Annotated in this window: 25 protein-coding genes and 1 riboswitch; of the genes, 13 read left to right on the top strand and 12 right to left on the bottom strand. The window is 56.8% G+C overall.

Annotation, left to right across the window (positions count from 1 at the left end; translation table 11 throughout):
- Positions 1 to 47 precede the first annotated feature (47 nt).
- Positions 48 to 317: a hypothetical protein gene (locus tag AC2FIT_RS08510; RefSeq protein WP_496828514.1), complete on the top strand. Its 270-nt coding sequence runs from the start codon at positions 48 to 50 to the stop codon at positions 315 to 317.
- A gap of 351 nt (positions 318 to 668) precedes the next feature.
- Here AC2FIT_RS08510 and folE2 read toward each other — a convergent pair whose 3' ends face one another.
- Entirely contained in the window at positions 669 to 1,772 is a 1,104-nt protein-coding gene (gene folE2, locus AC2FIT_RS08505; RefSeq protein WP_496828512.1) for a GTP cyclohydrolase FolE2, read from the bottom strand.
- Between the two features lie 235 nt (positions 1,773 to 2,007).
- Here folE2 and AC2FIT_RS08500 point away from each other — a divergent pair, with 235 nt between their 5' ends.
- Positions 2,008 to 2,148, top strand: a complete 141-nt coding sequence (locus AC2FIT_RS08500; RefSeq protein ID WP_496828510.1) for a hypothetical protein — start codon at positions 2,008 to 2,010, stop codon at positions 2,146 to 2,148.
- 101 nt (positions 2,149 to 2,249) lie between these two features.
- Here AC2FIT_RS08500 and metZ read toward each other — a convergent pair whose 3' ends face one another.
- A complete protein-coding gene (gene metZ / locus AC2FIT_RS08495) occupies positions 2,250 to 3,440 on the bottom strand; it encodes an O-succinylhomoserine sulfhydrylase (RefSeq protein WP_496828508.1) in 1,191 nt (396 codons plus the stop codon).
- A gap of 65 nt (positions 3,441 to 3,505) precedes the next feature.
- A riboswitch (SAM riboswitch) is annotated at positions 3,506 to 3,583 on the bottom strand.
- Between the two features lie 359 nt (positions 3,584 to 3,942).
- Between metZ and AC2FIT_RS08490 the strand changes: the two genes are divergently transcribed.
- Positions 3,943 to 4,632, top strand: coding sequence for a glutathione S-transferase N-terminal domain-containing protein (locus AC2FIT_RS08490; protein WP_496828506.1), 690 nt, complete (start codon positions 3,943 to 3,945; stop codon positions 4,630 to 4,632).
- 12 nt (positions 4,633 to 4,644) lie between these two features.
- Here the strand turns inward: AC2FIT_RS08490 and AC2FIT_RS08485 are convergent, their stop codons facing one another.
- Positions 4,645 to 5,730, bottom strand: coding sequence for a Hint domain-containing protein (locus AC2FIT_RS08485; RefSeq protein ID WP_496828504.1), 1,086 nt, complete (start codon positions 5,728 to 5,730; stop codon positions 4,645 to 4,647).
- 118 nt (positions 5,731 to 5,848) lie between these two features.
- Complete coding sequence (locus tag AC2FIT_RS08480; RefSeq protein WP_496828502.1) at positions 5,849 to 6,250, bottom strand: OB-fold nucleic acid binding domain-containing protein; 402 nt, start codon at positions 6,248 to 6,250, stop codon at positions 5,849 to 5,851.
- Between the two features lie 127 nt (positions 6,251 to 6,377).
- On the opposite strand from AC2FIT_RS08480, the gene AC2FIT_RS08475 reads away from it, so the two are divergent.
- Both AC2FIT_RS08475 and AC2FIT_RS08470 read left to right on the top strand, forming a co-directional pair.
- Positions 6,378 to 6,701: a 2Fe-2S iron-sulfur cluster-binding protein gene (locus AC2FIT_RS08475; protein ID WP_039534845.1), complete on the top strand. Its 324-nt coding sequence runs from the start codon at positions 6,378 to 6,380 to the stop codon at positions 6,699 to 6,701.
- Positions 6,701 to 7,447 (top strand): FG-GAP repeat domain-containing protein, encoded by a 747-nt coding sequence (locus tag AC2FIT_RS08470; protein WP_496828499.1) that lies wholly within the window; start codon positions 6,701 to 6,703, stop codon positions 7,445 to 7,447. Before AC2FIT_RS08475 ends, AC2FIT_RS08470 begins: the two co-directional genes overlap by 1 nt.
- Positions 7,448 to 7,539: 92 nt before the next feature.
- Here the strand turns inward: AC2FIT_RS08470 and purD are convergent, their stop codons facing one another.
- Positions 7,540 to 8,802 carry a phosphoribosylamine--glycine ligase gene (purD, locus tag AC2FIT_RS08465; protein WP_496828497.1) on the bottom strand — a complete coding sequence of 421 codons (1,263 nt, stop codon included), beginning with the start codon at positions 8,800 to 8,802 and terminating at the stop codon, positions 7,540 to 7,542.
- A gap of 75 nt (positions 8,803 to 8,877) precedes the next feature.
- On the opposite strand from purD, the gene xseA reads away from it, so the two are divergent.
- Positions 8,878 to 10,371 carry an exodeoxyribonuclease VII large subunit gene (xseA, locus tag AC2FIT_RS08460; RefSeq protein WP_496828495.1) on the top strand — a complete coding sequence of 498 codons (1,494 nt, stop codon included), beginning with the start codon at positions 8,878 to 8,880 and terminating at the stop codon, positions 10,369 to 10,371.
- Positions 10,372 to 10,378: 7 nt separating this feature from the next.
- Here the strand turns inward: xseA and AC2FIT_RS08455 are convergent, their stop codons facing one another.
- Entirely contained in the window at positions 10,379 to 10,774 is a 396-nt protein-coding gene (locus tag AC2FIT_RS08455; RefSeq protein WP_496828493.1) for a hypothetical protein, read from the bottom strand.
- Positions 10,775 to 10,900: 126 nt separating this feature from the next.
- On the opposite strand from AC2FIT_RS08455, the gene AC2FIT_RS08450 reads away from it, so the two are divergent.
- The 5 genes from AC2FIT_RS08450 (at position 10,901) to AC2FIT_RS08430 (ending at position 15,191) form a co-directional block, all read left to right on the top strand.
- A complete protein-coding gene (locus tag AC2FIT_RS08450; RefSeq protein ID WP_496828491.1) occupies positions 10,901 to 11,539 on the top strand; it encodes a lysoplasmalogenase family protein in 639 nt (212 codons plus the stop codon).
- 58 nt (positions 11,540 to 11,597) lie between these two features.
- Positions 11,598 to 12,761 (top strand): signal recognition particle-docking protein FtsY, encoded by a 1,164-nt coding sequence (gene ftsY / locus AC2FIT_RS08445; protein ID WP_496828489.1) that lies wholly within the window; start codon positions 11,598 to 11,600, stop codon positions 12,759 to 12,761.
- Between the two features lie 87 nt (positions 12,762 to 12,848).
- Complete coding sequence (locus AC2FIT_RS08440) at positions 12,849 to 13,751, top strand: EamA family transporter (protein ID WP_496828487.1); 903 nt, start codon at positions 12,849 to 12,851, stop codon at positions 13,749 to 13,751.
- A 16-nt stretch (positions 13,752 to 13,767) separates the two neighbouring features.
- Entirely contained in the window at positions 13,768 to 14,373 is a 606-nt protein-coding gene (locus tag AC2FIT_RS08435) for an inner membrane-spanning protein YciB (protein WP_496828485.1), read from the top strand.
- Positions 14,374 to 14,522: 149 nt separating this feature from the next.
- Positions 14,523 to 15,191 carry a Crp/Fnr family transcriptional regulator gene (locus tag AC2FIT_RS08430; RefSeq protein WP_496828483.1) on the top strand — a complete coding sequence of 223 codons (669 nt, stop codon included), beginning with the start codon at positions 14,523 to 14,525 and terminating at the stop codon, positions 15,189 to 15,191.
- A 233-nt stretch (positions 15,192 to 15,424) separates the two neighbouring features.
- Here the strand turns inward: AC2FIT_RS08430 and AC2FIT_RS08425 are convergent, their stop codons facing one another.
- From AC2FIT_RS08425 to rpiA, 6 genes are all read right to left on the bottom strand, one after another.
- Entirely contained in the window at positions 15,425 to 16,915 is a 1,491-nt protein-coding gene (locus AC2FIT_RS08425) for a DegQ family serine endoprotease (protein ID WP_496828481.1), read from the bottom strand.
- A 131-nt stretch (positions 16,916 to 17,046) separates the two neighbouring features.
- Positions 17,047 to 17,241, bottom strand: coding sequence for a DUF2065 domain-containing protein (locus tag AC2FIT_RS08420; RefSeq protein WP_496828479.1), 195 nt, complete (start codon positions 17,239 to 17,241; stop codon positions 17,047 to 17,049).
- Positions 17,241 to 18,119 carry a protease modulator HflC gene (gene hflC / locus AC2FIT_RS08415; RefSeq protein ID WP_496828477.1) on the bottom strand — a complete coding sequence of 293 codons (879 nt, stop codon included), beginning with the start codon at positions 18,117 to 18,119 and terminating at the stop codon, positions 17,241 to 17,243. The genes AC2FIT_RS08420 and hflC overlap by 1 nt, the downstream gene beginning before the upstream one ends.
- The gene (hflK, locus tag AC2FIT_RS08410) at positions 18,119 to 19,261 is read right to left on the bottom strand and encodes an FtsH protease activity modulator HflK (RefSeq protein ID WP_496828475.1); all 1,143 of its coding nucleotides are present in this window, start codon (positions 19,259 to 19,261) and stop codon (positions 18,119 to 18,121) included. The genes hflC and hflK overlap by 1 nt, the downstream gene beginning before the upstream one ends.
- A 72-nt stretch (positions 19,262 to 19,333) precedes the next feature.
- Positions 19,334 to 20,692, bottom strand: coding sequence for a glutathione-disulfide reductase (gene gor, locus AC2FIT_RS08405; RefSeq protein WP_496828473.1), 1,359 nt, complete (start codon positions 20,690 to 20,692; stop codon positions 19,334 to 19,336).
- 166 nt (positions 20,693 to 20,858) lie between these two features.
- Positions 20,859 to 21,644, bottom strand: a complete 786-nt coding sequence (gene rpiA, locus AC2FIT_RS08400) for a ribose-5-phosphate isomerase RpiA (RefSeq protein WP_496828471.1) — start codon at positions 21,642 to 21,644, stop codon at positions 20,859 to 20,861.
- A gap of 166 nt (positions 21,645 to 21,810) precedes the next feature.
- Between rpiA and AC2FIT_RS08395 the strand changes: the two genes are divergently transcribed.
- The gene (locus AC2FIT_RS08395; RefSeq protein WP_496828469.1) at positions 21,811 to 22,512 is read left to right on the top strand and encodes a glutathione S-transferase family protein; all 702 of its coding nucleotides are present in this window, start codon (positions 21,811 to 21,813) and stop codon (positions 22,510 to 22,512) included.
- A gap of 1 nt (position 22,513) precedes the next feature.
- The gene (locus tag AC2FIT_RS08390; protein ID WP_496828467.1) at positions 22,514 to 23,887 is read left to right on the top strand and encodes an L-serine ammonia-lyase; all 1,374 of its coding nucleotides are present in this window, start codon (positions 22,514 to 22,516) and stop codon (positions 23,885 to 23,887) included.
- Positions 23,888 to 23,969 lie beyond the last annotated feature (82 nt).

Raw genomic sequence — 23,969 nt, 5'->3', positions numbered from 1 at the left:
CTTTAGCGACCGGTTTGCTTTGTTGTGTTTTAGGGCCGGCTGAGGCTTTGGTCGTTGCAGTGCGCCGCGTGCGGGTCGCCGGCTTCGGCTCGGCATTTTTTGTAGGCGCTGATGATTCGGCCTTTGGCGGTGCAGTACGAACACTTGGCCTGGGCTTCGCCGTTGCCGCCTTTCTGGACTTAGCGGCAGGCTTGGCTGCGGCCGCCTTTGGCTTTACTTTCGTCTTGGGTACCACCTGCGCAGGTGTCGACGAAGACGCGTTCAGAACTTGCATCGGAACGAATGGCAACTCCATCGCCGAGTTCGTGAAAATCTGAATGATCTTCAGTTGGTTGCTAATCGCATAACCTGCCATACGAATGGCCGCCGCTTGAAACTCAAGCGGTTGGGTGATCGGGTTCATTATTCATTTCTCCTGTGAAAGAAATGCAGCCATCAAAGGAAAGAAGAACCGTTATCCGTCCCGATCCCTCGGACGGAGTGCAGAGGCCTGAGGTTCCGGGGCGTCGCACGTCTCGGCTTCCTTTCAGTGGGGCGTGATCACGCACGCCACGGCAGCATTCCGCACCAGTTTATCGCGAAATGCACTGCGCGTGCAGAAATATTGCTGCGCTGCGGCAAAAATTCGCCAATTCAGATGTATTGAGGTTTTTGAGCCTCAGTAGTCATCACCCGACATGGAACAAGGTCGAGAACAGGCGCGGATCGAGGCTGGCTGAGACAAAGGTTGGACCTTCGGTCAGAACCGATACCGCGTCATGACTGTGAAGGCTTTCCTGATGGCTGGCCACAACGCGGAAATCGCCAACATGGTGGTCCGCCAGAAGCTCAGCACAGAAAAGGCGGGCTGCGTCTTCGACAAAGATTGGGTTGGCGGCGTTCAACTCGGCAAAGGCTTGTTCGTCTTCGCGCTTGACCATGACCTGAGTTTCAGTCGGAACCGCACGGCGGCAGAGCGCAATCAGGTCTTCGAACCAAAGGCAGTCTGCATCGCAATCCAGAACGACCGAAATCCGCGCGACCGAACGTTGCGAATGCGGTGTCGCGAGCTGTCCTCGCGTCGCGCGGGCATGCTCGCTCAATTCCAGAGAACACGGACAGGTCGATGAATAGACGTAGTCCAGATGCATGATCTTTTGGCGTACACCATTCTGTTCAACCAGTTCCAAGGCGATGTCGTAATACTGGTATCCTTCCAACCCAGACCGCAGGCTTTTCACCCGATCAGGGTAAGAGAACCGCATCTGCAAACGCGCATCAAAGCTGTCTAGGTCGGTTAGATAGTCATCCAGGGCGGCTTCCATGACCTCAAAACTGAATGTCCGCTCGGCGTGCTTGTAGAACGAGCGCATGATCCGGGACATGTTGATGCCCTTCTTTTCGGCATCGAGGCTGACCGTACCAGTCACGGATGTCTCAAGCGTCAAATCCTGGCCATGTTTGCGGTGAAACCGGATCGGCAGGCGAAAGTTGGATATACCGACATGCTGAATCTGCTGTTTGGCCCCGCGGATCAGGCTGGACGGTCCATTTTGCAGGTCCGGCAACGACGCACGATAGGCACTGTCGACCTGAAAACCCTCGGGATAGTCGCGCGACAGGGTCGGATAGTTCACAGGCACCAACCCCGGTATAAGGCGAGCGATAGCTGGATCAAGCTGGCTGATCTCGGCCTCGGTCGCGGTCTTAGCCCATCTACGGAGCGTTTTCAGCGCTGCAGCGGCCTCATCAGTGTCAGGTGCGTCATCAATGTTGCGGGGATGAACGTTCATTAGACGGGGTTCCCTGGTTGGTCGATCACTAAAATAGATGTCGAGGGTTCAATTACTAGTTTAGCCCGATACGTGCGGGATATCAGTCCGGATTTAAAAAACCCAGCATAAAACCGTCACACTCCAAACACCTGCGACCTGACGTTCCGCATTTATTCAAGCTGCGACACCCGATAGATCGCCCGTAGAATTCAGACTATCGTCGCCGGAGTCACGGTTTGCGGGCGCGTCACAAATGGGTTTGCCACAGGCCAACGCCTTAAAAGCGCTGAACCCCGGAACATTGAACGTCTTCAAGGGCAAGAACACTGCGCAACATGTGACGCCGGTGCTCGGAGTTATCCCGCGCGTGATTGCTGTGTTCTTCTTCTATTAAAACGCCCGCGCAAGCTTTTCCGATAAGGAACGGATGGGGTTTTATGGCCGAACCTGATCAGGGCGCCCCAAAGCGGTTCAACCGCTTCAGGGCAGCACATATCACTTTTGCGACGCGTCCAGTGCCTGCTTGATATCGGACAGCAGATCGCCTGCGTCCTCCAAACCGACAGACAGGCGGATCAGGCCGGGCGTGATACCCAGTTCAGCTTTCTGGTCGTCACTCAGGCGCTGATGGGTGGTTGTGGCGGGATGGGTCGCTATCGACTTGGAGTCACCGAGGTTGTTGGAAATAATCGGAATTCTCAGCGCGTTCAGAAAGGCAAACGCCGCCTTTTTCCCGCCCTTGATATCCAGGGACAGAACCGTGCCGCCCCTACCGCCCAGTTGAGTCTGCACCAGCGCATTCTGGGAATGGGATTGCAGCCCCGGATACAGCGTCCGGTCTAGCGCGGCATGCCCTTCAAGTGCCTCGGCCACGATCTGAGCGGTATCGACCTGTGCATTGACCCGTAGGGCCATTGTCTCCAACCCCTTCAACATGATCCAGGCGTTGAACGGGCTGAGCGCCCCGCCAGTGTGCTTAAGGTATGGCTCGACTGTGCCACGGATAAAGTCCTGGGTGCCTAAAATGACACCACCCAGCGCCCGCCCCTGCCCGTCAATATGTTTGGTCGCTGAGTACACAACCACATCGGCCCCCTGCTCAATCGCGCGAGAAAAGACCGGAGTGGAGAAAACATTGTCCACGATCACCACTGCCCCGACCTCATGGGCCAGTTTCGCAACCGCAGCGATGTCAATCACTTCAAGCGTCGGGTTCGACATTGATTCAAAGAAAACCGCCTTGGTATCCGGACGGATCGCTGCCTTCCACTGCGCAAGGTCGGTACCATCGACAAAACTCACATCCACGCCGAAACGGGTCAGAATATTCTCAACGATGTAAAGGCACGACCCAAACAGCGCTTTAGCGGAAACAATATGGTCACCGGCCTTCAGCATCGAAGTCAGCGCACCGTTGACCGCCGCCATGCCAGACGCGGTTGCAAAGGCGTCCTCGGCACCCTCCAACGTGGCAATGCGCTGTTCGAACATCGACACTGTGGGGTTGCCGTAGCGGGCATAAATGAACTCATCCGGGCCACATTCCAGAAACCGAGCCTCAGCCTGCTCTGCATTTTCATAGACGAACCCTTGGGTTAGGAAAATCGCCTCACTGACCTCGTTGTACTGGCTGCGGCGGATGCCACCATGGACGGCTTGGGTGCGTTTATTCCAGCTCTCGCTCATATCTTTCCTCTCGGCCCGTGTCTGGCACGGGCATCAAAAAAACCCCAGACGCGGTCAAGCGAAAGGGGCCTTTCATCCTGACCTTTTAGCGGTTTTGTTTAGCGTGGCCCGCAATCCGGTAACAAATCGCCACGTAGTGATGTTGCAATTACGCCGCATGCGCGAATGCGTCAACCCTGACAGGGGCAACGTCACGGTTCTGTAACCTACCTTTCACCAAAGCGTCATAGCGTTATGACAGCCGAACGCTCAACCACCTGTCGCGAATGACCTACTCCAGAACGGCACCGAAGCGTCCCGATTGTCATTGGTTCAGCTACACCCACCCCGGAGTGCTGCGGGTGTGCAATCAAGATCGGTTGAACCAGCCCAAGTTGCCTAGAGAATTGACCGCAATCCACAACCGTTGCTGGTCACAGCATTTTGCCCTGACCCGCAGAAAAGACATCTTGCCGTTTGCACAGAAAGCTTCATGATCCCCCTCCAACCCCAAGGAGATATCATGATCGACCTGTACTTCTGGCCCACGCCGAACGGCTGGAAAGCATCCGTCGCTTTGGAAGAGATGAAGCTGCCCTATACCACCCACCTGATCAATATAGGCAAGGGAGATCAGTTCGATCCCGAATTTCTGAAGATCGCCCCTAACAACCGCATGCCCGCCATCGTAGACCCTGACGGCCCGGACGGTGCTCCGATCTCGGTCTTTGAAAGCGGTGCTATCCTGATGTATCTGGCCCGCAAAACCGGACGTTTTTATGGCCAGACCGAGCGGGAGCGCATTGCCGTTGAAGAATGGTTGATGTGGCAGATGGGCGGCCTCGGGCCGATGGCTGGCCAAGCGCATCATTTCCTGAAATACGCCCCAAACATGGACCCTCCGCAAGATCTGCCATACGCCAAGGACCGGTACCGCACCGAGGTCGGCCGCCTTTATGGCGTACTTGACCGGCGATTGGCCGAGAATGAGTATGTCGCTGGCGATTTCTATTCTATCGCCGATATGTCGATCTGGGGATGGGCGAGCTTGTGGGAAGGCCAGCAGCAAACTCTTGAGGATAAACCCAACTTTGCCCGATGGTTAGAAACGGTCAGTGCCCGCCCCGGGGTACAAGCCGGGCGCGCGCTGCACGCAGAGTTGCGCGGCGACCATAGTAGCAAGCAAGCTCAGGACAATTTGTTCAAACGCTGACTCACCCAATACCTACTGGACGTAGCGCGATACCAACAGCTTGGCCTCGTGTTTGCACAAAACCTTGGCCGCTGTTGGGCCGTATTCCGGACGTGACACATCAGATAGATCAGGAAAGAGTTCCAACAGCTCTACGCGGCCCTCGTGTCCCATTCCGCTTAGGGCGATATCACCCGGAAACAGGCTTTCTGTTTGAGCTCCGTTGGATATCACGATCTCGTGCTCATCAAAGATGAAGTGATAGTAAGACACCCGCTGTGCGTCGGCCACAACGTCGACGCCGTTAAGGCCCAACAGGAATTTTGCCGGCACCAGCACCTCAGCCTCTTCGAACAGCAACTGCAAATCTGCAGATGGCATCAGGATACGGTGATTAGGCGAAACGAAAAGATCGCTGCTAGGCACACCTTCAGCCAATGCTCCTTTTGCAATCCGTATCGGCCTCAGATGGAGTGCATCCGCGCGTGAAACGTCAACGACGCGGAATCCAATCCAACGGATTTCTTTTGCCTGCCCATCTGCCGTTACGACCAGATCACCAACCTCTAGATGTTCGACAGCGGTTTCACCTTTGGGTGTTTGGATCAATGTGCCCTGAACAAAGCACGGAACATCAACAAGCGCAGTTGGGTCCGTGGTGTCCGGCGCATTACTGGGAGTGACGTCTGTGAAAACGTACGTATAAACGACCCCCGGAACCAAAGGTTCAGACGTGACGTAACCGGCAAGTACGCCGTCAACTTCTACACTGTAGAAATTAATTATGCCGCCTTCCGGATTCATAATCTGGAAATTTGTTTGAAGGAAGATATTGCCGCCCGGGGTCAGCCCTGGAATGTTGTTCCCGGCAATATCGGTCACTGTCCCTTGTTGGGTTGCGTCATCACCTTCTACGGGATTAATGCGGTTACCGTCGAAGATCGTGCCAGTGTCCGGATCTCCATTCGCAATCGGCACCGGTCCTGCTTGATCCACAACATTGAAGACGCGTCGGTCCTGTACTGGGTCAAAGTCCTCATCCAACATGATCTCTTGTTCGAACCCCCCCACACCCTGAATAATATCAGGTGCGTATCCGATGTAGGAATAAGTAGCCATTTCGACCTCAGACGCAGTTGCAACAGAAGCTCTCACCAGGTGAGCTGTTAACACTATACAGCACTCTTTTTTCAGCTTAAGTAACTGTTTTGTTTAATTTTATTATGCTTCTATTTGATTATGTATTGTTATTGTCCGTAGAGGCCCGCGTGCCCTCTTCCTGTACCAGCACATCCAGCATCCCCGAGATATCCTCGATCTCTTCCGCGATCACATGGGTCACCGAATGCGCCCGCTGCATCTGCCCGGTGACCCGCAACAATCGCCCCGAGATCACTGCACGACGGAAGCGTTCATAGATCTTGCGCCAAACCACCACATTCACGATGCCGGTCTCATCCTCAAGCGTAAGGAAGATCACCCCTTTGGCCGTCCCCGGCCTCTGCCTCAGGATCACCAGCCCGGCCACGGCAACGCGCGCGCCCTCGGGCGGGTCGTCCAGCCGATCCGAGGGCAAACAGGCGGGTGGGCACGGCCAGTCCCGGTGCGATGCCGCAGGACGATGAGTGACAACAAGCATGAGAACAAAAATAGAACAAACAGCAGGAAAGTCCAGACACGGCGCGATGAGTCGCAATTGAGGCTGGAAAGACCTATTTGCCTTGACTAAGGAAGAAATCGACAAACGAAAAAGGAAGACGCACGCAATGGCAAAGATCACCTATGTCGAGCATGGCGGTACCGAACACACAGTCGAAGTCGCCAACGGACTGACCGTCATGGAAGGAGCCCGCGACAACAACATTCCCGGCATTGAGGCCGATTGCGGCGGCGCCTGCGCCTGCTCGACCTGCCATGTCTATATCCATCCCGACTGGGTCGAGAAAATCCCAGCCAAGGATGACATGGAAGAGGATATGTTGGACTTTGCCTATGAACCCGACCCGGCCCGCTCGCGCCTGACCTGCCAGATCAAGGTTACTGATGCGCTGGATGGTCTGGTCGTCCAGATGCCCGAAAAACAGATCTGATGGACTCAAAAGCGCCGCGTCTGCAGACCCGCTTATGGCGGGCGCAGGTCCGCGGCGCCCTGCTAGCGATGTGCGCTTGGTTGGCGGGAATGGCACCTGCCGTTGCTGATGGCATTACACATGCCCGTTTTACAGACCCCACCACACGTTATGCTCATGGCGTATTGGGCGACACCATCGAATATGGCGCGCTGGAGCTGACGGTTCAGGGCAAAACGCGACGTATTCAATTGCCACCCGACAGGGTCTTTGAAGACCTTCAGCCGCGACTGGTGGATATGGACTTAGATGGATCCTCAGAGGTCATCGTCGTCGAGTCTCAGGACAGTACAGGCGCGCAACTCGCAATCTATGACAGCACTGGCGACAAAATCGCTGCGACGCCCCATATCGGCACCCGGTTTCGCTGGCTCGCCCCAATCGGAGCCGCCGATCTGGACGGCGACGGACATGTCGAGATCGCTTACATCGACCGTCCTCATCTAGCCAAGATGCTGCGCATCTGGCGTTTTCGGAATGGAGGGTTAACGGAAATTGCCACCCTGCCCGGCCTTACCAATCACCGTATCGGCCGAGACTTCATCACCGGTGGCATCCGGGATTGCGGTCGTGGCCCCGAACTGATTGTCGTCAGCGCCGATTGGCAGCAGATCGTCAGCGTCAGCTATCTTCAGGGTTGGACAACAGAGGTTCTGGCCTCGTTTAACCCTCAATCAATGAAACAAACCCTGAACTGCTCAGGTTGATGGCGCCCGCAGCCCGCATCAGCGGGCTGCCTGGCCCAAGGCCTTTGGCGATGCATCTTTGATGCAGCGTCAGGGCGCGGGAGCCTTTCGGCTCACAAAGCCCGCCAACCAATATCGCGCCGAAAGAACCCATCGGGCCAATCAATCCCGTCCACGGCTGCATAGGCCCGATCCCGCGCCTCCTGCAAAGTGTTGCCGCGCGCGGTGACGTTCAATACACGACCACCCGACGCCACGACCTGTCCGTCCGAGGTTTTGGTTCCGGCGTGAAACACCATGTTCCCGCTATCTTCAACCAGACCGTCCAACCCCTTGATCACGCTGCCCTTCTGATACGATCCGGGATACCCATTCGCCGCCATGACCACGGTAAGCGCGTGATCGTCCGCCCAGTTCACCCGCGCTTCGCTCAACCGACCTTCAGCCGCAGCGTGCATCAAGTCCATCACCTGCGCGCCAAGACGCATCATCAAAACCTGGCACTCAGGATCGCCAAAGCGCACGTTGTATTCGACCAGGCGCGGCTGGCCGTCCTTGATCATCAAACCGGCATATAGAACACCCTGAAACGGCGTGCCGCGACGCTTCATTTCTGCAACGGTGGGCTTAATAATCTCCTCCATCGCGCGTTCTTCGATCTCAGCACTCAGCACGGGAGCCGGAGAGTAAGCGCCCATACCACCGGTGTTCAAACCCGTATCGCCCTCGCCCACGCGTTTATGATCCTGTGCGGTGCCAACGGACAGGATGTCCTCGCCGTCGCACAACACAAAAAGCGACGCCTCTTCACCCTCCATGAATTCCTCAATGACGACTTCAGCCCCTGCGCCGCCAAAAGCGCCGCCAAACATATCGTCGATGGCTTCCAGAGCGGTTGCTTCGTCCATCGCCACGATCACACCCTTGCCAGCGGCCAGGCCATCGGCCTTTACCACAATCGGCGCACCCTGCTTTCGGATATAGGCTTTCGCAGGTTCGGCTTCGGTGAAGCGCGCATAAGCTGCGGTTGGCGCACCCGACGCGTCACAGATTTCCTTGGTAAAGCTTTTAGAGGCTTCCAACTGTGCCGCTGCAGCCGATGGGCCAAACACCAGCACACCCGCTTCACGCAGGCGATCGGCAACGCCCGCGGCCAGAGGCGCCTCGGGGCCGACAATCACGAAATCAATCGCGTTTTCTTCGGCAAAGCTGACAACCGCGCCGCCATTCTCGATATCCAACGCCGCACAATCCGCGATCTGCGCAATACCGGCATTGCCCGGCGCAACGATCAAGCGGTCACATTTGGGGTTCTGCATCACCGCCCAGGCCAGACTGTGTTCTCGCCCACCACTGCCGAGAATAAGGATATTCATGAATGCACTCCGATCTGCTTGGCCTCGCCTTTCGGGCGTTCTAAGCTGGCCGGACATTTGACACAAGGCGCTGAAATGTCCGACCTGCTAGACGACCCCATTCCCGGCCAAAACACCCCTGAATACACAGTTTCCGATATCTCGGGCGAGGTGAAACGGACGCTCGAAGGTGCATTCGGGCGAATCCGCGTCCGGGGTGAAGTTGGTCGCGTGTTCAAGGCGCGGTCGGGTCATCTGTATTATGACATCAAGGATGATCGGAATGTGCTGGCCTGCACAACGTGGAAGGGTCAGATTTCGGGCTTGTCCGTCGTACCGGAAGAAGGGCTTGAAGTTGTGGTCACCGGACGGCTGACCGCCTTTGGAGCACAGTCCAAATACAACCTGAACGTCGATGAGGTCGCCGTTGCCGGGCAAGGCGCGCTGATGGCACTGCTGGAAAAGCGCAAAAAGCAGCTTGAATCTGAGGGGCTGTTCGCGCCTGAGCGCAAAAAGCCCTTACCCTATCTGCCGCAAATCATTGGCGTCGTGACCTCTCCGTCAGGGGCGGTGATCCGGGACATTCTGCACCGGTTGCGCGACCGATTTCCGCGCAAGGTGCTGATCTGGCCAGTGGCTGTGCAGGGATCGAACTGCGCGCCCGAAGTCGCCAATGCAATTAACGGCTTCAACCAACTGACACCCGGCGGAGCGCTTCCACGCCCTGATCTGATCATCGTCGCCCGCGGCGGTGGATCGATCGAGGATTTGTGGGGGTTCAACGAAGAAATCGTTGCACGCGCTGCAGCGGCTTCGGACATCCCACTGATCTCGGCCGTGGGGCATGAGACCGACACGACCTTGATCGATTATGTCTCGGACCGCCGCGCGCCCACCCCGACAGCCGCTGCCGAACTAGCCGTACCTGTGCGGATGGAATTGCTGGCCTGGACCGGTGAACAAGGCGCACGCCTATCCCGAGCCGCAACGGATGCGGTTCAACGGCGGTCACAGCGTCTGCGCGATCTGTCCCGTGCATTACCACGCCCAGACAGCCTGTTGAACACCCCTCGGCAACGGCTTGATTTAATTGCAGATCGCCTGACGCCTGCGTTAGAGCGCGGGATCCAGAACCGTCACCTTCAAGTGGTGAAACTCTCTGCCCATCTGCGCCCGTCAACCCTGCGTAATCTTGTGACAAGCCGTCAGGAGGCCGTGCGCAACCTGTCCTCACGCCTGTCTTTGCGTCCTATTCAGCGTGAAATCAAACTGCAGCGTCAAGCCCTCTCGCGTCTGGGTGAGCGTTTGGGCACCGCGCAGGCAACACGGCTGGATCGGATGCGGCAACAGTTGGACGCAACCGACCGTCTGCGCGAAACGCTTAGTTACAAGGCGACGTTGCAACGGGGATATGCGGTGGTACGGGCCGACGATCAGGTCGTCACGACGAAAGCTGAGGCCGTGAAACACAGCGCGCTTCAGATTGAGTTTACCGACGGCGTGTTGAACACTGATCAACCGGCAGCGCCCCGACCATCTCAAAAGAAACCGTCCAAAAAGGATGCACCGGATCAGGGTTCGCTGTTCTGACGACGCCTCAAACCCCGACATCAGGCCCGTAGCAGATCATCTCCTGGTCGATATCTTCGGCCTCGTAGAGTTCCGTGTCCTCCGGGTCGCCCTCAAACTGCGCGACCAGGCCAGTTCCTGACTGCCTGAACACCCAGCATTGGGGGTCAAGCCGGTCTTCGTAGATGAAACAGATTTGGTCGCCCTGCTCGTACCAGACACCTTCTTTGCAATCGCCGTCCAGAAACGACCAGATCACGCGACGATTGGGCAAATAGCGCTCGACCCCGTAGACCTGCCCGTCGAAGCCGTAGAATAAAGTCTTGCCTTGCGTGTAGTCATCGAATTCCGCACCCGACAACGCGGATTGGGCTGACGCGGTATAGGCTGGCAAAAGGAAAAGAATCGCAAGAGCTCTGAGCATAGACGCATTGTGTCAGAAGCATTTGCCCAGTGCCAATAACCAATTCCGCAAAGCCACTTGCCTCGACGTCACAGGTTGAGGGGAATCAACTGCGCGTCGCAAGCTGTTGAAAAACAGGAGGTATACATGACAACTGTCCTATTCTGGCTCGCAGCTGCCTGCGCCTCGGCCTACCTGCCATTGTCACCTCGCCCGGCCAGCTTATTGAGATCCGTGTTAAAGACCGCCTCAGTTGCTTTGCTGGCTGTGATTGCGCTGCTGGATGCCGCTCCGTTACTGTTGGCGCTTGCATTGCTTCTATGCGCCACTGGTGACGCGTTGTTGTCTCGGGAAACGGACAACAGTTTCATGGCGGGCATAGGCGCTTTTGCCGGGGGTCACTTGGCATATATTGCCCTGTTTCTGACCCACCCGGCTAGCGATTCGTCTTTGATTTTCAACAAGCCCGCATATTTCTGGTCGCTGATCATCCTTGGTATCGTTACTGCCACACTGCTCATCCCGCGCGCCGGAGACCTCAAAGCGCCCGTTCTAATCTACATCCCGATCATTCTGGGGATGGGCATAACCGTTCTGGCCTTGCCCGAAAGCGGGGCTTTGCGTTGGGCCTTGCCCGCTGCATCTGCATTCATCGCGTCCGACCTTATCCTGGCGACTGAGAAATTCCTGCTGCCAACCGACCATCGCGCCCGCAGGATCACGCCCTATATGATCTGGCTGCTGTATTGGGGGGCGCAGTCCGGTTTGCTGATCGCGTTCCTCTGACCCTTTGCAACTGCCGCAAATCCGCATTAGGTGAGGGGAACACCTGCGGAGACCAAAAATGGCGTTTTTCTCAAAGCTCAAGGATAAGCTCTTTAACTCCTCGTCCCGCCTCGAACAGGGGCTTGAAGCCATCGTCCAGGATGGTGGCGAGGAAACAACCGCGCCAGATCCGATCATCCCCGAGCCTGAGCCGCAGCCGGACCCTGTACCGGAGGTTCCCCAACCAGTACCCGAAGGTCCGGAGCCCGCGCCATTTCCAGAGCCGGTTGAGGTCCCCGACCCTGCACCGGTTGATCCGACGCCTGCGCCTCCACCACCCGAAACGGCACCCTCCAAAGGGGTGCTGGGCCGATTGTTTGGCCGCAGTGAAGCCAAAACTGCCGTGCGTCGCACCCTTGACGATGACATGCTGGAACAACTCGAAGAGTTACTTATCGCATCGGATATGGGCGTAGATACTGCCCTTCGTGTCACCGCCAACATGGCTGAGGGGCGCTATGGTCGCAAGCTTTCAACGCAGGAAATCAAGCAGTTTTTGGCGCAAGAAGTCGCCCGCGTTATGGAGCCGGTGGCAAAGCCCCTCCCCATCTACGCAAAGCGTCCACAGGTGGTGCTGGTCGTGGGGGTAAACGGATCGGGCAAAACCACCACGATCGGCAAGCTTGCCAGCCAGTTCAAGGCGGCTGGCAAAAAGGTTGTGATCGCCGCCGGAGATACCTTTCGCGCTGCGGCGGTCGAGCAGCTACAAGTTTGGGGTGAACGCGCCGGTGTTCCCGTATTGACTGCGCCCGAGGGATCAGACCCGGCCAGCCTGGCCTTTGATGCACTTACCAAAGCGCAAGAAGACGGCGCCGACCTGCTGATGATCGACACTGCGGGCCGTCTTCAAAACCGCGCTGACCTGATGGAAGAACTTGCCAAGATCGTCCGCGTCATCCGCAAGAAAGACGAAACCGCGCCACACAACACCCTGCTGGTGCTCGACGCCACCACAGGCCAAAACGCCCTGAGCCAGGTGGAAACCTTCCGCAAGCTGGCCGACGTTTCGGGCCTAGTGATGACCAAGCTGGACGGCACGGCCAAAGGCGGCGTTCTGGTCGCACTAGCTGACAAATTCGGTTTGCCCATCCACGCAATCGGAGTCGGAGAGCAGATTGACGACCTCGCCCCCTTCGACCCCGAAGAATTCGCCGCCGCCCTCACCGGACTGGGCCAAAACTGATCCCCCCTTCATCTGGCTGAAAAATATCCTCGGGGGTCTGGGGGCAGACAGCCCCCAGCCTCTCTACCCAGCGAAAAGACCCGACACTTGAGCGACTGGCTGATCTCTCTCGAAGGCACGGAAGCAGGCCATCAACTCGCCTTGGGGCTTGCCCTGATGGCCGCCTTCCTGCACGCAATTTTTGGTGCATTGCAAAAGGGCCGCCATGATCCTTGGCTGTCGCGCGGGGTCATTGACGCAAGCTACTGCCTTATGGCAGCCCCCTTCGCCCTGCTTGTCGTGCCTTGGCCGGAGCCCTTCATGTGGCCGATCTTCGCCGTCGTCTGGCTGATCCATATCGCCTACAAAACCCTTCAGGCGATGGCCTATACCAAGGGCTCTTACACGGTCGTTTATCCGGTCGTCCGTGGCACCGGACCACTGTTTACCGTCATCGGAGCGTATCTGCTGTTCGAAGAAACCTTTACCGGCGTACAATGGTTTGGCGTGGCTGTCCTGCTGGCTGGCATTTTCGGGCTGGCCGCATATAACTTCCGTTTTTTGGAAACCAACCGCGAAACTCTTGGCATTGCTTTGGTTTTGGCCATCGCGACAGGTTTGTTTGTCGCCCTCTACACCACCTACGATGCTTACGGAATCCGCGCCACTGCCGATCCGTTCACATTTCTGGCGTGGTTCTTCATGATCGACGGCGCGGCTCTACCGGTCTATGCCTTCCTCAGATGGCGCGTGATGATTAACCGCCCTTCTGTCGGCCCTTTGATGCTGCGCGGACTTGTAGGCGGCCTTATCGCCCCCATGTCATTCGGAGCCATCATGATGGCCACCAGGCTTGATAAGGTTGGCGAGGCAGCGGTTTTGCGAGAAACCTCGACAGTGTTTGCCGCACTGATTGGATGGCTGGTGCTGAAAGAAACCGTGGGGCCAAGGCGCATTGCGCTGATGGCATTGATTGCATCAGGCGCCGTAATAGTTGAGATATGCGGGTAAGCAGCAGGAAAAACCAATGACAACCAAAAAAGAGATCAACCCGTTTATGAAACAGGTGCTGGAGCTTGGCCCTCCGATCGCGTTCTTCTTCATCTACCTGCGACTACGCGATGACAGCTTCCTGATTGGCGGCACCGAGTATTCCGGTTTCATCGTCGCTACCCTTCTATTTGTGCCACTGATGCTGGCCGCTATGGGCGTTCTTTGGTATCTCACGGGCAAGCTGAGCCGGATACAGGTTTTCACCGCAATCATGGTTATTTTCTTCGGCGGCCTGACCGCCTGGTTCAATGATGAACGGTTTTTCAAAATGAAAACCACGCTAGTTTACGGCTTCTTTGCCATCATGCTCGGCATCGGGCTTCTTCAGCGCAAATCCTACCTTGCCTATATTCTGGACGAGATGCTGCCCATGCGGCACGAGGGTTGGATGATTCTAACCAGACGCCTGTGTGGGTGTTTCGCATTTCTGGCCGTCGCCAACGAATTCGTTTGGCGCACCATGTCGACCGACCTTTGGGTCAAGATTGAAACTTTTGGCTTTCCCATTGCGCTGATGGTTTTCCTGATGCTGCAATTCAGCCTGCTGCAAAGCTACATGGATGATCCCGACCACCAGTAGGCGAACCAGATTCCCAAGGCTCGCTCGACGGTTACTTGCTTGCTCTGGTCAGATTGCACGGAAAAGTGGATAAAAATCCTTGGCGAAACGCAGAAGCTGTGAAAAGTTGTGGCACCACCCACCACTCATAGCCGGAGAACACTGTACGTATGACGGCTTTCCCAGACAGCGGCTTTCTGTCCGACGCGTCAGACAGGCTCAAGGCCATGCTTTCTGCACAGGCAACGGAAATCGCACTGGACCGTGGCGATGTGCTGTTTGAGCAAGGCGACGAAGGCGACGCACTGTACGCGATCCTCGAAGGTACGCTTGAGGTCTCCTTTCTGGCCATGAGCGGCCGCAAACTGTCGCTGACCCTGATGCGCCCCGGCGAGGTTTTTGGGGAGATAGCCTTGTTTGACAGCGGCCCGCGCACGGCGACAATCGTCGCGGCCGAACCGTCCCGCGTTTTGCGTGTCAGGCAGGGCGACGTGATGAACCAGATACGGCAACATCCAGACCTGGCGGTTGACATGATCCGGTTGGCCGGCCTGCGCATGCGCTGGATGGGATCGCAGCTTAACGAGCAGGTATTTCTGCCTATGCCGATCCGATTGGCTCGCAAGCTGTTGCACTTGTCTAAGCTTCAGGATGACCCCTCGACCCGGATCAGCTTATCGCAAAGCGAATTGGCCGAATTCGTTGGCGCCACCAGAGAGGCCGTGTCCAAGACAATATCCACCTGGAAGCGCGACAATGTCGTTCAAGCGTCACGCGGAGGCTTGAAGATACAGGATTTCGAAGCCCTACGCGAACTGGCAGATTCCGATCTTATCTGATTCCAGTGATCTGCTTCACAGACCACAGGCGGCACCGAGTCTACATTCGTACCTGTTACCGTAGGAGGTCAGAGAATCATCCCCGATATCTGTCCACTGACCTCTCCCTGTATCAGAGCCACACGTCTTTTCGGCGTGTGGCTCATTTCAATTTAAGAATACAGCTCTATCAAACCCGACATAAAAAAGGCCAGAGCGTTCACTCTGGCCTCTTAACTCGCTTGTGCCTTGGCTTACTCGCCGAGGCTCAACGCAACGAACCGGGGTTCTCCGCCACGACGCACCAAAAGCAACAGCGACTTGCGCCCTGCTTCACGCGCTTCTTCCATCCGCGCCTCAAGATCTTGGATCGACGTGACTGCTTGCTGCCCAGCCTCGGTGATCAAATCACCCGCGCGCAGCCCTTTGGAGAAAGCTTCGGAGGCTTCGTCGACCTCGGTCACAACCAGACCTTCGGCATCCGCATCCAAACCAAGATCCGTACGCAGCGCATCTGTCAGAGGTGAGATTGTGAGGCCCAGAATATCTGCATTTTCCTCGACCGGTGCGTCTGGAACTTCATCCTCGGAACTATCCGCGCGCTCCGCGTCTTCGCGACGTCCCAAGGTGACCAAAACGGTCTGAGTGCCTCCATCACGGTGGACCACGACGCGGACGGATTTGCCAACCGTGGTTTCACCCACCTGACGCACCAGCCCGCGTGTATCTTCAACCTCTACCCCATCAAAGCTGAGGATCACGTCACCCGCCAACAGGCCGGCCTCTTTCGCCGGGCCATTAGGTACATCGCTGATCAGCGCGCCGCCGGGCTTGTCCAGCCCCATCGCCTCGGCCATGTCTTCGGTCACATCCTGAATTCGTACACCCAGCCAGCCACGACGGGTTTCACCGAACTCGCGCAGTTGATCGACAACCTTGACGACAACGTTGGACGCCATCGAAAATCCGATCCCAATCGAGCCGCCATTTGGCGAAAGGATCGCGGTGTTTACGCCAATAACCTCACCATTCATATTGAATAGCGGTCCACCCGAGTTACCCCGGTTAATAGCCGCATCCGTTTGAATATAGTCATCGTAAGACCCGCTGAGCGCCCGATTACGTGCCGACACAATACCCGCCGAGACCGAGAAGCCCTGTCCTAGCGGGTTGCCCATGGCGATCACCCAATCACCAACCCGCGCAACGTCGCTGTCACCGAACTGCACATACTGCAGGGGGCCGGATGCTTCAACTTTCAGCAAAGCGATATCGGTTTTGTCATCAGTACCGATCACCTTTGCAGGCAGTTCTTTCTTGGGCTGACCGTCGCCGGGGAAGAACTCAACCAAAATTTCATCAGCTTCTGCGATTACGTGGTTATTCGTGACAATGTAGCCGTCTTCCGAGATCACAAAGCCCGAACCCAGTGCATTGCTGCGGCGCGGACGGTTGTCATCTTCACCGTTTCGGTCCTGAAATTCCCGAAAGAAATCCTCGAACGGTGAGCCCTCGGGCACGATCCCCTGCGGACCGGTCCGACCCTCAACCAACGTCGTGGTGGTGATGTTAACAACCGCCGGGCTGATCTTTTCAGCCAAGGGCGCAAGGCTTTCGCTGCGCGCCTGCACGGCTGCGGATTGGGCCAGAACAAAAAGCAGCCCTGCAAAGGCCAACCACATCAGCCGCATGAAACCAACAACCTCGCCCCGCTGGACGGAAATACTGCGTGCTTGTGCCTGCACTTGGGAACTCCTTGTCGACAATTCTTGTAAGATCGCCCAACGGCGACCTCTCTTAACAACCAATGTAGTCAGTTTGTCCAAGCCCGCAACTCGGGATCGCGGGGAATTCACCGGCAATTGAAATCACCGGGCTAAAACCCGACTTGATACGCGCCCCACAAAAGCACCAGACCACTGACCACACACAGAAGCCCAGCAAGTCGCCGCGCCTGCTCGGGCAGGGACCGCAGCACCTCAAGCATACGTTCAATAAGCGAAGGGGCCAGCGCATAGGCCAGCCCCTCAACAATCAACACCAGCCCGAGAGCCAGAAGAACCATACCCATTATTGGCTTGCCTGCCCGGTCGGTGATTTCAGGTAATTGAAGAACTCGGAATCCGGGCTGAGCACCATCGAGCTGTTGCCGCCGCCCAACGCCCGTTCATATGCAGACAGAGAGCGGTAGAATTCAAAGAACTCTGGATCGGCGCCATAGGCTTCTGCAAAAATCGCGTTGCGTTCCGCGTCAGCCTCACCGCGAATGATCTCTGACTCGCGTCTCGCATCCGAGACTAGCTCGACCACAGTCCGGTCTGCTTGGGCGCGGACACGCTGTGCGGCTTCGTTACCTCGGGCCCGTTCGTCAGTCGCCTCGCGTTCCCGTTCCGCCTTCATCCGTTCGAATGTGGCCTCAAGGTTGGCCTGTGGCAGGTCGGTCGCCTTCAGACGCACGTCGATGACACTCACACCCAGCGCCTGCGCTTCGGCAATCGCGCTGTTGCGGATGCGCAGCATCAGGGCTGCACGGTCAGAGCTGAGAATGTCACGAGACGACACCGAACCCAGAACCTCGCGCGTTTCGGCACGCAGGATAAGATCCAGTCGATCCTCGGCCTGTGGAATACCGCCGACACCAACCGCTTGGCGGAACTGCTCCAGATCCGAGATTCGGTAACGCGCAAAGGCGTCGACCACAAGACGGCGATCATCCAAAGGCGTAACCTCAAGCGGTTGGACGTCAATCGACAAGATACGGTCGTCATAGCGAACAACTTCCTGAATCACAGGGATTTTGAACGCCAGACCGGGTTCGTCCTTAACCGCAACCACACGACCAAACTGCAGAACGAGTGCGCGTTCGCGTTCGTCCACGATAAAGATCGACGACAGGCCAAGCACCCCGAGGATCACGATAAAGATAAGAATAATCGGTGACTTACGCATCAGTTGCTCTCCTGAACCTGATTACGGCGCAATTCGTTTAGCGGCAGATAAGGCACGACGCCCTGCCCCTGACCTGTCGATTTTTCGTCAAGGATAATCTTGTCGACGTCACCCAGAACCTGCTCCATCCGCTCAATATACAAGCGCTTGCGCGTCACGTCCGGTGCTTTTGAATATTCTTCAAGAACGGCACTGAAACGACTTGCCTCACCCTGAGCGCTGTTGATCTGCTGCGCACGATAGGCTTCGGCTTCTTCCAGAACCTGTGCAGCTTCACCGCGCGCCTCCGCCAGAACGCGGTTCGCGTAGGCGTCAGCAACGTTTTGCAGACGGTCGCGTTCCTGCGCAGCAGCCTGAACGTCGCGGAATGCGGCGATCACGTCTTGCGGCGGGTCGGCCTTGTCAAAGTTCACACGGACAATGTTCACGCCCGAATCGTAGCTGTCCATCGTAAGCTGGATCAGGTCCTGCAAACGGTCCGCGATGATACCGCGATCCCGGTTCAGGATGGGTGCAAGTTCGCTTTGAGCGATAATCTCACGCATCGCCGATTCTGACACCGCACGGATCGTCTGGCGCGGATCGCGCAGGTTGAACAGGAACTTCGCAGGGTCATTGATGTTCCAGACCACCTGGTAGTCAATATCAACGACGTTTTCGTCGCCGGTCAGCATGAGACCGTCATCGCTGCCGCGCGCGCCACCCATGTCTTCATTCTGTTCGCGCGTGACGGGGATGACTTCGGCGGTCACGAAAGGCCACGGAGCAAAGTTCAGACCCGGATTACCAACGGCCGAGAACTCACCCAGGAACAATTCAACCGACTGTTCTTCAGGCTTGACCGTGTAGAAACTGGCCGCTCCCCAAAGTACTGCAGCAACGACAACACCAATAAGCACGGTGCCTTTGGTGAAAACAGGACCACCCCCACCTGCACCTTGGCCACCGCCTCGGCCTGAACCGCCGCGACCGCCCATCAGGACGCGTAGTTGTTCTTGGCCTTTTTTCATCAACTCGTCAATTTCGGGGATTTGCGGGCCATCGCCTTCGGGGGGCTTACGGCCACCCCCGTTGTTTCCCCGATTTCCTCCGCCGCCCGAAGAGCCTCCGCCCCCCCAGGGGCCACCGCTGTTGCCCGCCATGTGTATCTATTCCCTTATGTTGGACCGTGTGATCACGGATTACCTTTTAACTTGTGTGCGCGCGCTTGCAAATCAAGCAGTGCGCACAGGTTGCCGCAATGTCACCAGTTCTTCGGCCATCACCGGGTGGACGGCGACTGTGCGATCAAAATCTTCCTTGGTCGCGCCCATCTTTACGGCGATTCCGGCCAATTGGATCATCTCGCCCGCACCCGGAGCGACAATATGGCATCCCAGAACCTTGCGGTTGGCCTTGCTGACGATCAGCTTCATCAATACGCGCTGGGTTCCGCCGGCGAAGGCCGTTTGCATCGGTTTGAAAGACGTCGCATAAACCTCGATCGGTTCCTGCGCTGCGGCTTCTTCTTCGCTGAGCCCGACTGTACCGAATTCCGGCTGAGTGAAGATTGCTGTCGGGATCAGGTCATGATCCACCGGTGTGGGGTTTCCTTTGAACACGGTCTCAACAAAAGCCATACCCTCGCGGATCGCAACCGGGGTAAGGTTCACGCGGTCTGTCACATCACCAATCGCGTAAATCGACGGTACGCCCGTTTGGCTATAGTCATCAACGATGATTTCACCTTTGCGGCCACGTTCAACCCCGACACCCTCAAGGCCCAGGTTGTCCGCATTCGGTGCGCGCCCGGTGGCGTACATCACCACGTCGAACTGATCCTCAGTGCCATCAGTCGCTTTGACCCGGATCTTGTCGCCCTCTTTGGTCATCTCAAGCACGTTAGTACCCAGACGTACATCAATGCCGTTCTGGCGCATCTCTTCGCAGATCAGACCGCGCGCTTCTTCGTCAAAGCCGCGCAGAATTTGCGCCCCGCGATAGAACTGAGTGGTCTTTACGCCCATTCCGTTCATGATACCGGCGAATTCACTGGCGATGTATCCGCCACCCACGATCAGGATGCTTTCAGGCAGTTTATCCAGATGAAAAATCTCATTCGAAGTAATCGCCAGGTCCGAGCCCGGAAACTGCGGAACAACAGGTCGGCCGCCGGTGGCAAGAAGAACATGCTTCGCCGTTTTGCGCGTCCCGTCTGCCAGTTCGACCGTGTGCGCATCCACCACATGGGCGCGTTGATCGAAGCTTTCGACGCCGTTATTTTTCAGAATGTTCCGATAAATACCCTCAAGCCGATCCAACTCAGCATAGAGCTTACCGCGGAACACATCCCAATCGAACGCGCCGGGCTTGATATCCCATCCATAAGCCTGCGCATCTTCGACCATACCTGCGTATTCACTGGCGAAAACCATCAGCTTTTTCGGAACGCAGCCCCGAATAACGCATGTGCCGCCGTAACGATCCTCTTCAGCCAAGGCCACTTTGGCACCGTTTTCACCAGCCGCCACACGTGCAGCGCGTACTCCGCCCGAGCCGCCACCGATAACGAACAGATCATAGTCAAAACTCATAGTATTTCCCGTCATTGTTCTGATTGGGGTAAATTTCAGCAACCCTAGATATGGTCGACTTCAAGAGTTGCAATTCATTCTGTATCGACGGACTGCGCGCACCCTACGTTCGGGATAGCTGGCCGATGCTTCTGGCATTTTCGGTGTTTGGCACCGCGGCTTTTCCTTAGTCCGCCAAATCCGAAAAAAGGTTTTCCCCACCGTCGACTAGCTTGTCCATCTCCGTGGTACCTGCGTTAATGTCGCGCAATTCGACCCGACCATCACTGTGGCCGATCACAACTTTGTCACAGATGTCGATAAACAAGCCGTTCTCAACCAATCCGGGCACTTGATTGAGCACAAGCGCCAACTGACGCGCATTTCCAATACGCTGCAAATGCAGGTCCAGAATGTGGTTGCCCTCATCCGTCACGAACGGAGCTTCGCCATTCATGCGCAGCTTGGCCGAGGTGCCAAGAACATCCATCGTGTCCAGCGCCTCTTCGATCAGGGTGCGGGTGGTTTGCCAGCCAAAGGGGATAACCTCGACCGGCAAGGGGAACGCACCCAGCGTTTCAACCTCTTTACCGGCATCAGCGATGACAATCATCTGATCGCTGGCCGTGGCGACGATCTTTTCCTGCAGATGCGCACCGCCGCCGCCTTTGATCAGGTTCAGCTCACCATCAAACTCATCCGCACCATCGATTGTCAGGTCCAGCCAACCAGCCTGATCCAGCGAGACCACCTCGATCCCGACCTCGCGGGCCAGTTGCGCTGTGCGGGTCGATGTCGGAACGCCTTTGATACGCAGCCCTTCATTCTGCACCCGCTCGCCGATGCGGCGCACCATCCAGGCAGCGGTTGACCCCGTGCCCAGGCCGACCCGCATACCGTCCTGAACCATATCGGCAGCGCGTCGTGCGGCGTTGTATTTGGCTTTGTCTATGGGCGACAGATCCCGGGTCATAGCAGCCTTTCCCTCTGTTACTGCCGGACTTATAGGGAATGCGCCCGCCAACTGCGAGAGCCAATTCACCCCCGTTGGCCGCAAACATGCGAAGAAATACGCGTTTCCGATGGGAAACGTCGCAATCAAGACTTTCGCCCCGATCGTCTCGTTATAAGTAGTCGCTATGAACACGCCTTATCGCCTGCACTACGCCCCCGACAACGCTTCGCTCGTGATCAGACTGACGTTGGAAGAGTTGGAGCTGCCTTATAAAACCGTACTGGTGGATCGCCGCCAGAACGAACAGAACGGCGCGACCTATCGTTCGTTGAACCCGAACGGTTTGATCCCCGTTTTGGAAACGCCGCATGGACCAATCTTTGAAACAGCGGCCATACTGCTTTGGTTGGCAGACACGCAGGCGCGCCTCGCCCCCGCTCCAGACAGCCCGGACCGTGCCGCATTTCTCAAATGGTTGTTCTTTGCATCCAACACTTTGCACGCAGATCTTCGCATCCTTTTCTATGCAGAAAAATACATCGACGCCCAACATGCAGAGAGCTTGCGCACCGGTATTCGCCCGCGTCTGCGCGAACATCTGCGCGTTCTGGATGGCGTGGCTAGGACAGCGCCATATTGGTTGCACTCAGATCAACCTTCGGTCCTGACCTATTATTTGGCCTGTCAAATGCGCTGGATGGCGCTCTATCCGGCCAAATCCGACCGCAGTTGGTTTCAACTGGCCGACACACCCTACCTGCAAAGAATACTGATGCAGTTGGAAACCCGCCCCGCAACCCGTACTGCTGTTGCAGCCGAAGGGTTGGGAGTTACCCCCTTCACGTCTCCAAGTTACGCTAACCCTGTAGAAGGCTCGGCTACCTGACATGTTTCTTTCAGTTTTTGATATGTTCAAAGTGGGCATTGGCCCGTCTTCGTCCCACACAATGGGACCGATGGTGGCGGCCGCGCGCTTTCTGGACCTAATGCGCGCGTCACCGTTTGAGTTTGCGGGGCTGCGCGGGTCGCTGCATGGATCGCTTGCGTTCACCGGGGTGGGCCACGCAACCGACCGCGCAACTATCCTTGGATTGGCAGGCTTTGTTCCTGAAACCTATGACAACGATAAAGCCGAGGCCGCCTTGGCCGAGATTGCCGAAGAGCACTCAGTGGCGCCCGAGGGTTTGCCAATCCTGAAGTTCAACCCGAAAGATGACCTCGTTTTCGACTACGAACACACCCTTCCCGGTCACGCCAACGGAATGATCCTGATGGCCACTGATGCGCAAGGTGACGTCATTTTGCGCCAGGTGTATTACTCGATCGGCGGCGGGTTTGTTTTGACCGAAGAAGAGCTGAACGACGGCGCCGCAACAGACGAAGGTGCGCCGGTTCCTTTTCCATTCAAGTCTGCGGCCGAAATGCTTGAAATGGCGAAATCCAGCGGAAAAAGCATCGCGGAAATGAAACGCGACAACGAGATTTCGCGTGGCTGCGCCCAGAGTTTCGCAAAAGGCTCGGCCCGTTTATGGCAGGTCATGAATGATTGCATCGAGCGTGGCCTGACGACCGATGGCATCCTGCCCGGAGGTCTGAAAGTCCGTCGCCGTGCCAAGAAAATCTATGACGCGCTCCTAGCTGAACGTGGCATGAACCTGACCGCGCCGCACACGATCAACGACTGGATGAGCGTTTATGCCATGGCGGTGAACGAGGAAAACGCAGCCGGCGGCCAGGTGGTGACCGCCCCTACCAACGGCGCGGCAGGCGTGCTTCCGGCGGTGTTGCGCTATTATCTTGACCACGTGCCGGGGGCGTCGGAGTCGCATATCGAAGACTTTTTGCTGACTGCGGCAGCTATTGGTGGGTTGGTCAAATTCAATGCTTCAATCTCGGGCGCGGAAGCCGGATGTCAGGCCGAGGTTGGCAGTGCATCGTCCATGGCTGCCGCAGGGCTTTGTGCCGTGATGGGCGGCACCCCGGAACAGGTTGAGAATGCCGCCGAGATCGCGCTTGAACATCATCTAGGCATGACCTGCGATCCGGTTGCAGGGTTGGTTCAGGTACCATGCATTGAGCGTAACGGGCTGGGCGCCATCAAGGCTGTTTCGGCCGCTTCGCTGGCGCTGCGTGGCGATGGTCAGCACTTCGTGCCGTTGGACGCAGCGATCGAAACGATGCGGCAAACCGGGCAAGATATGAATGAAAAGTATAAAGAAACTTCTCTGGGCGGACTTGCGGTGAACGTTCCGAACTGCTGACGCTTGAAAGCATTCGTGAAGAATATCCCGCGCATGTTAGTCATTCTCATCCTGTTTCGAGCCGCGTGCAGGGGTGACTGGT

This window comes from Ruegeria sp. YTSA135, from assembly GCF_059610165.1.
Note: the sequence above shows the minus strand (reverse complement) of the source record. Positions and strands in the feature narration are given on the sequence as shown.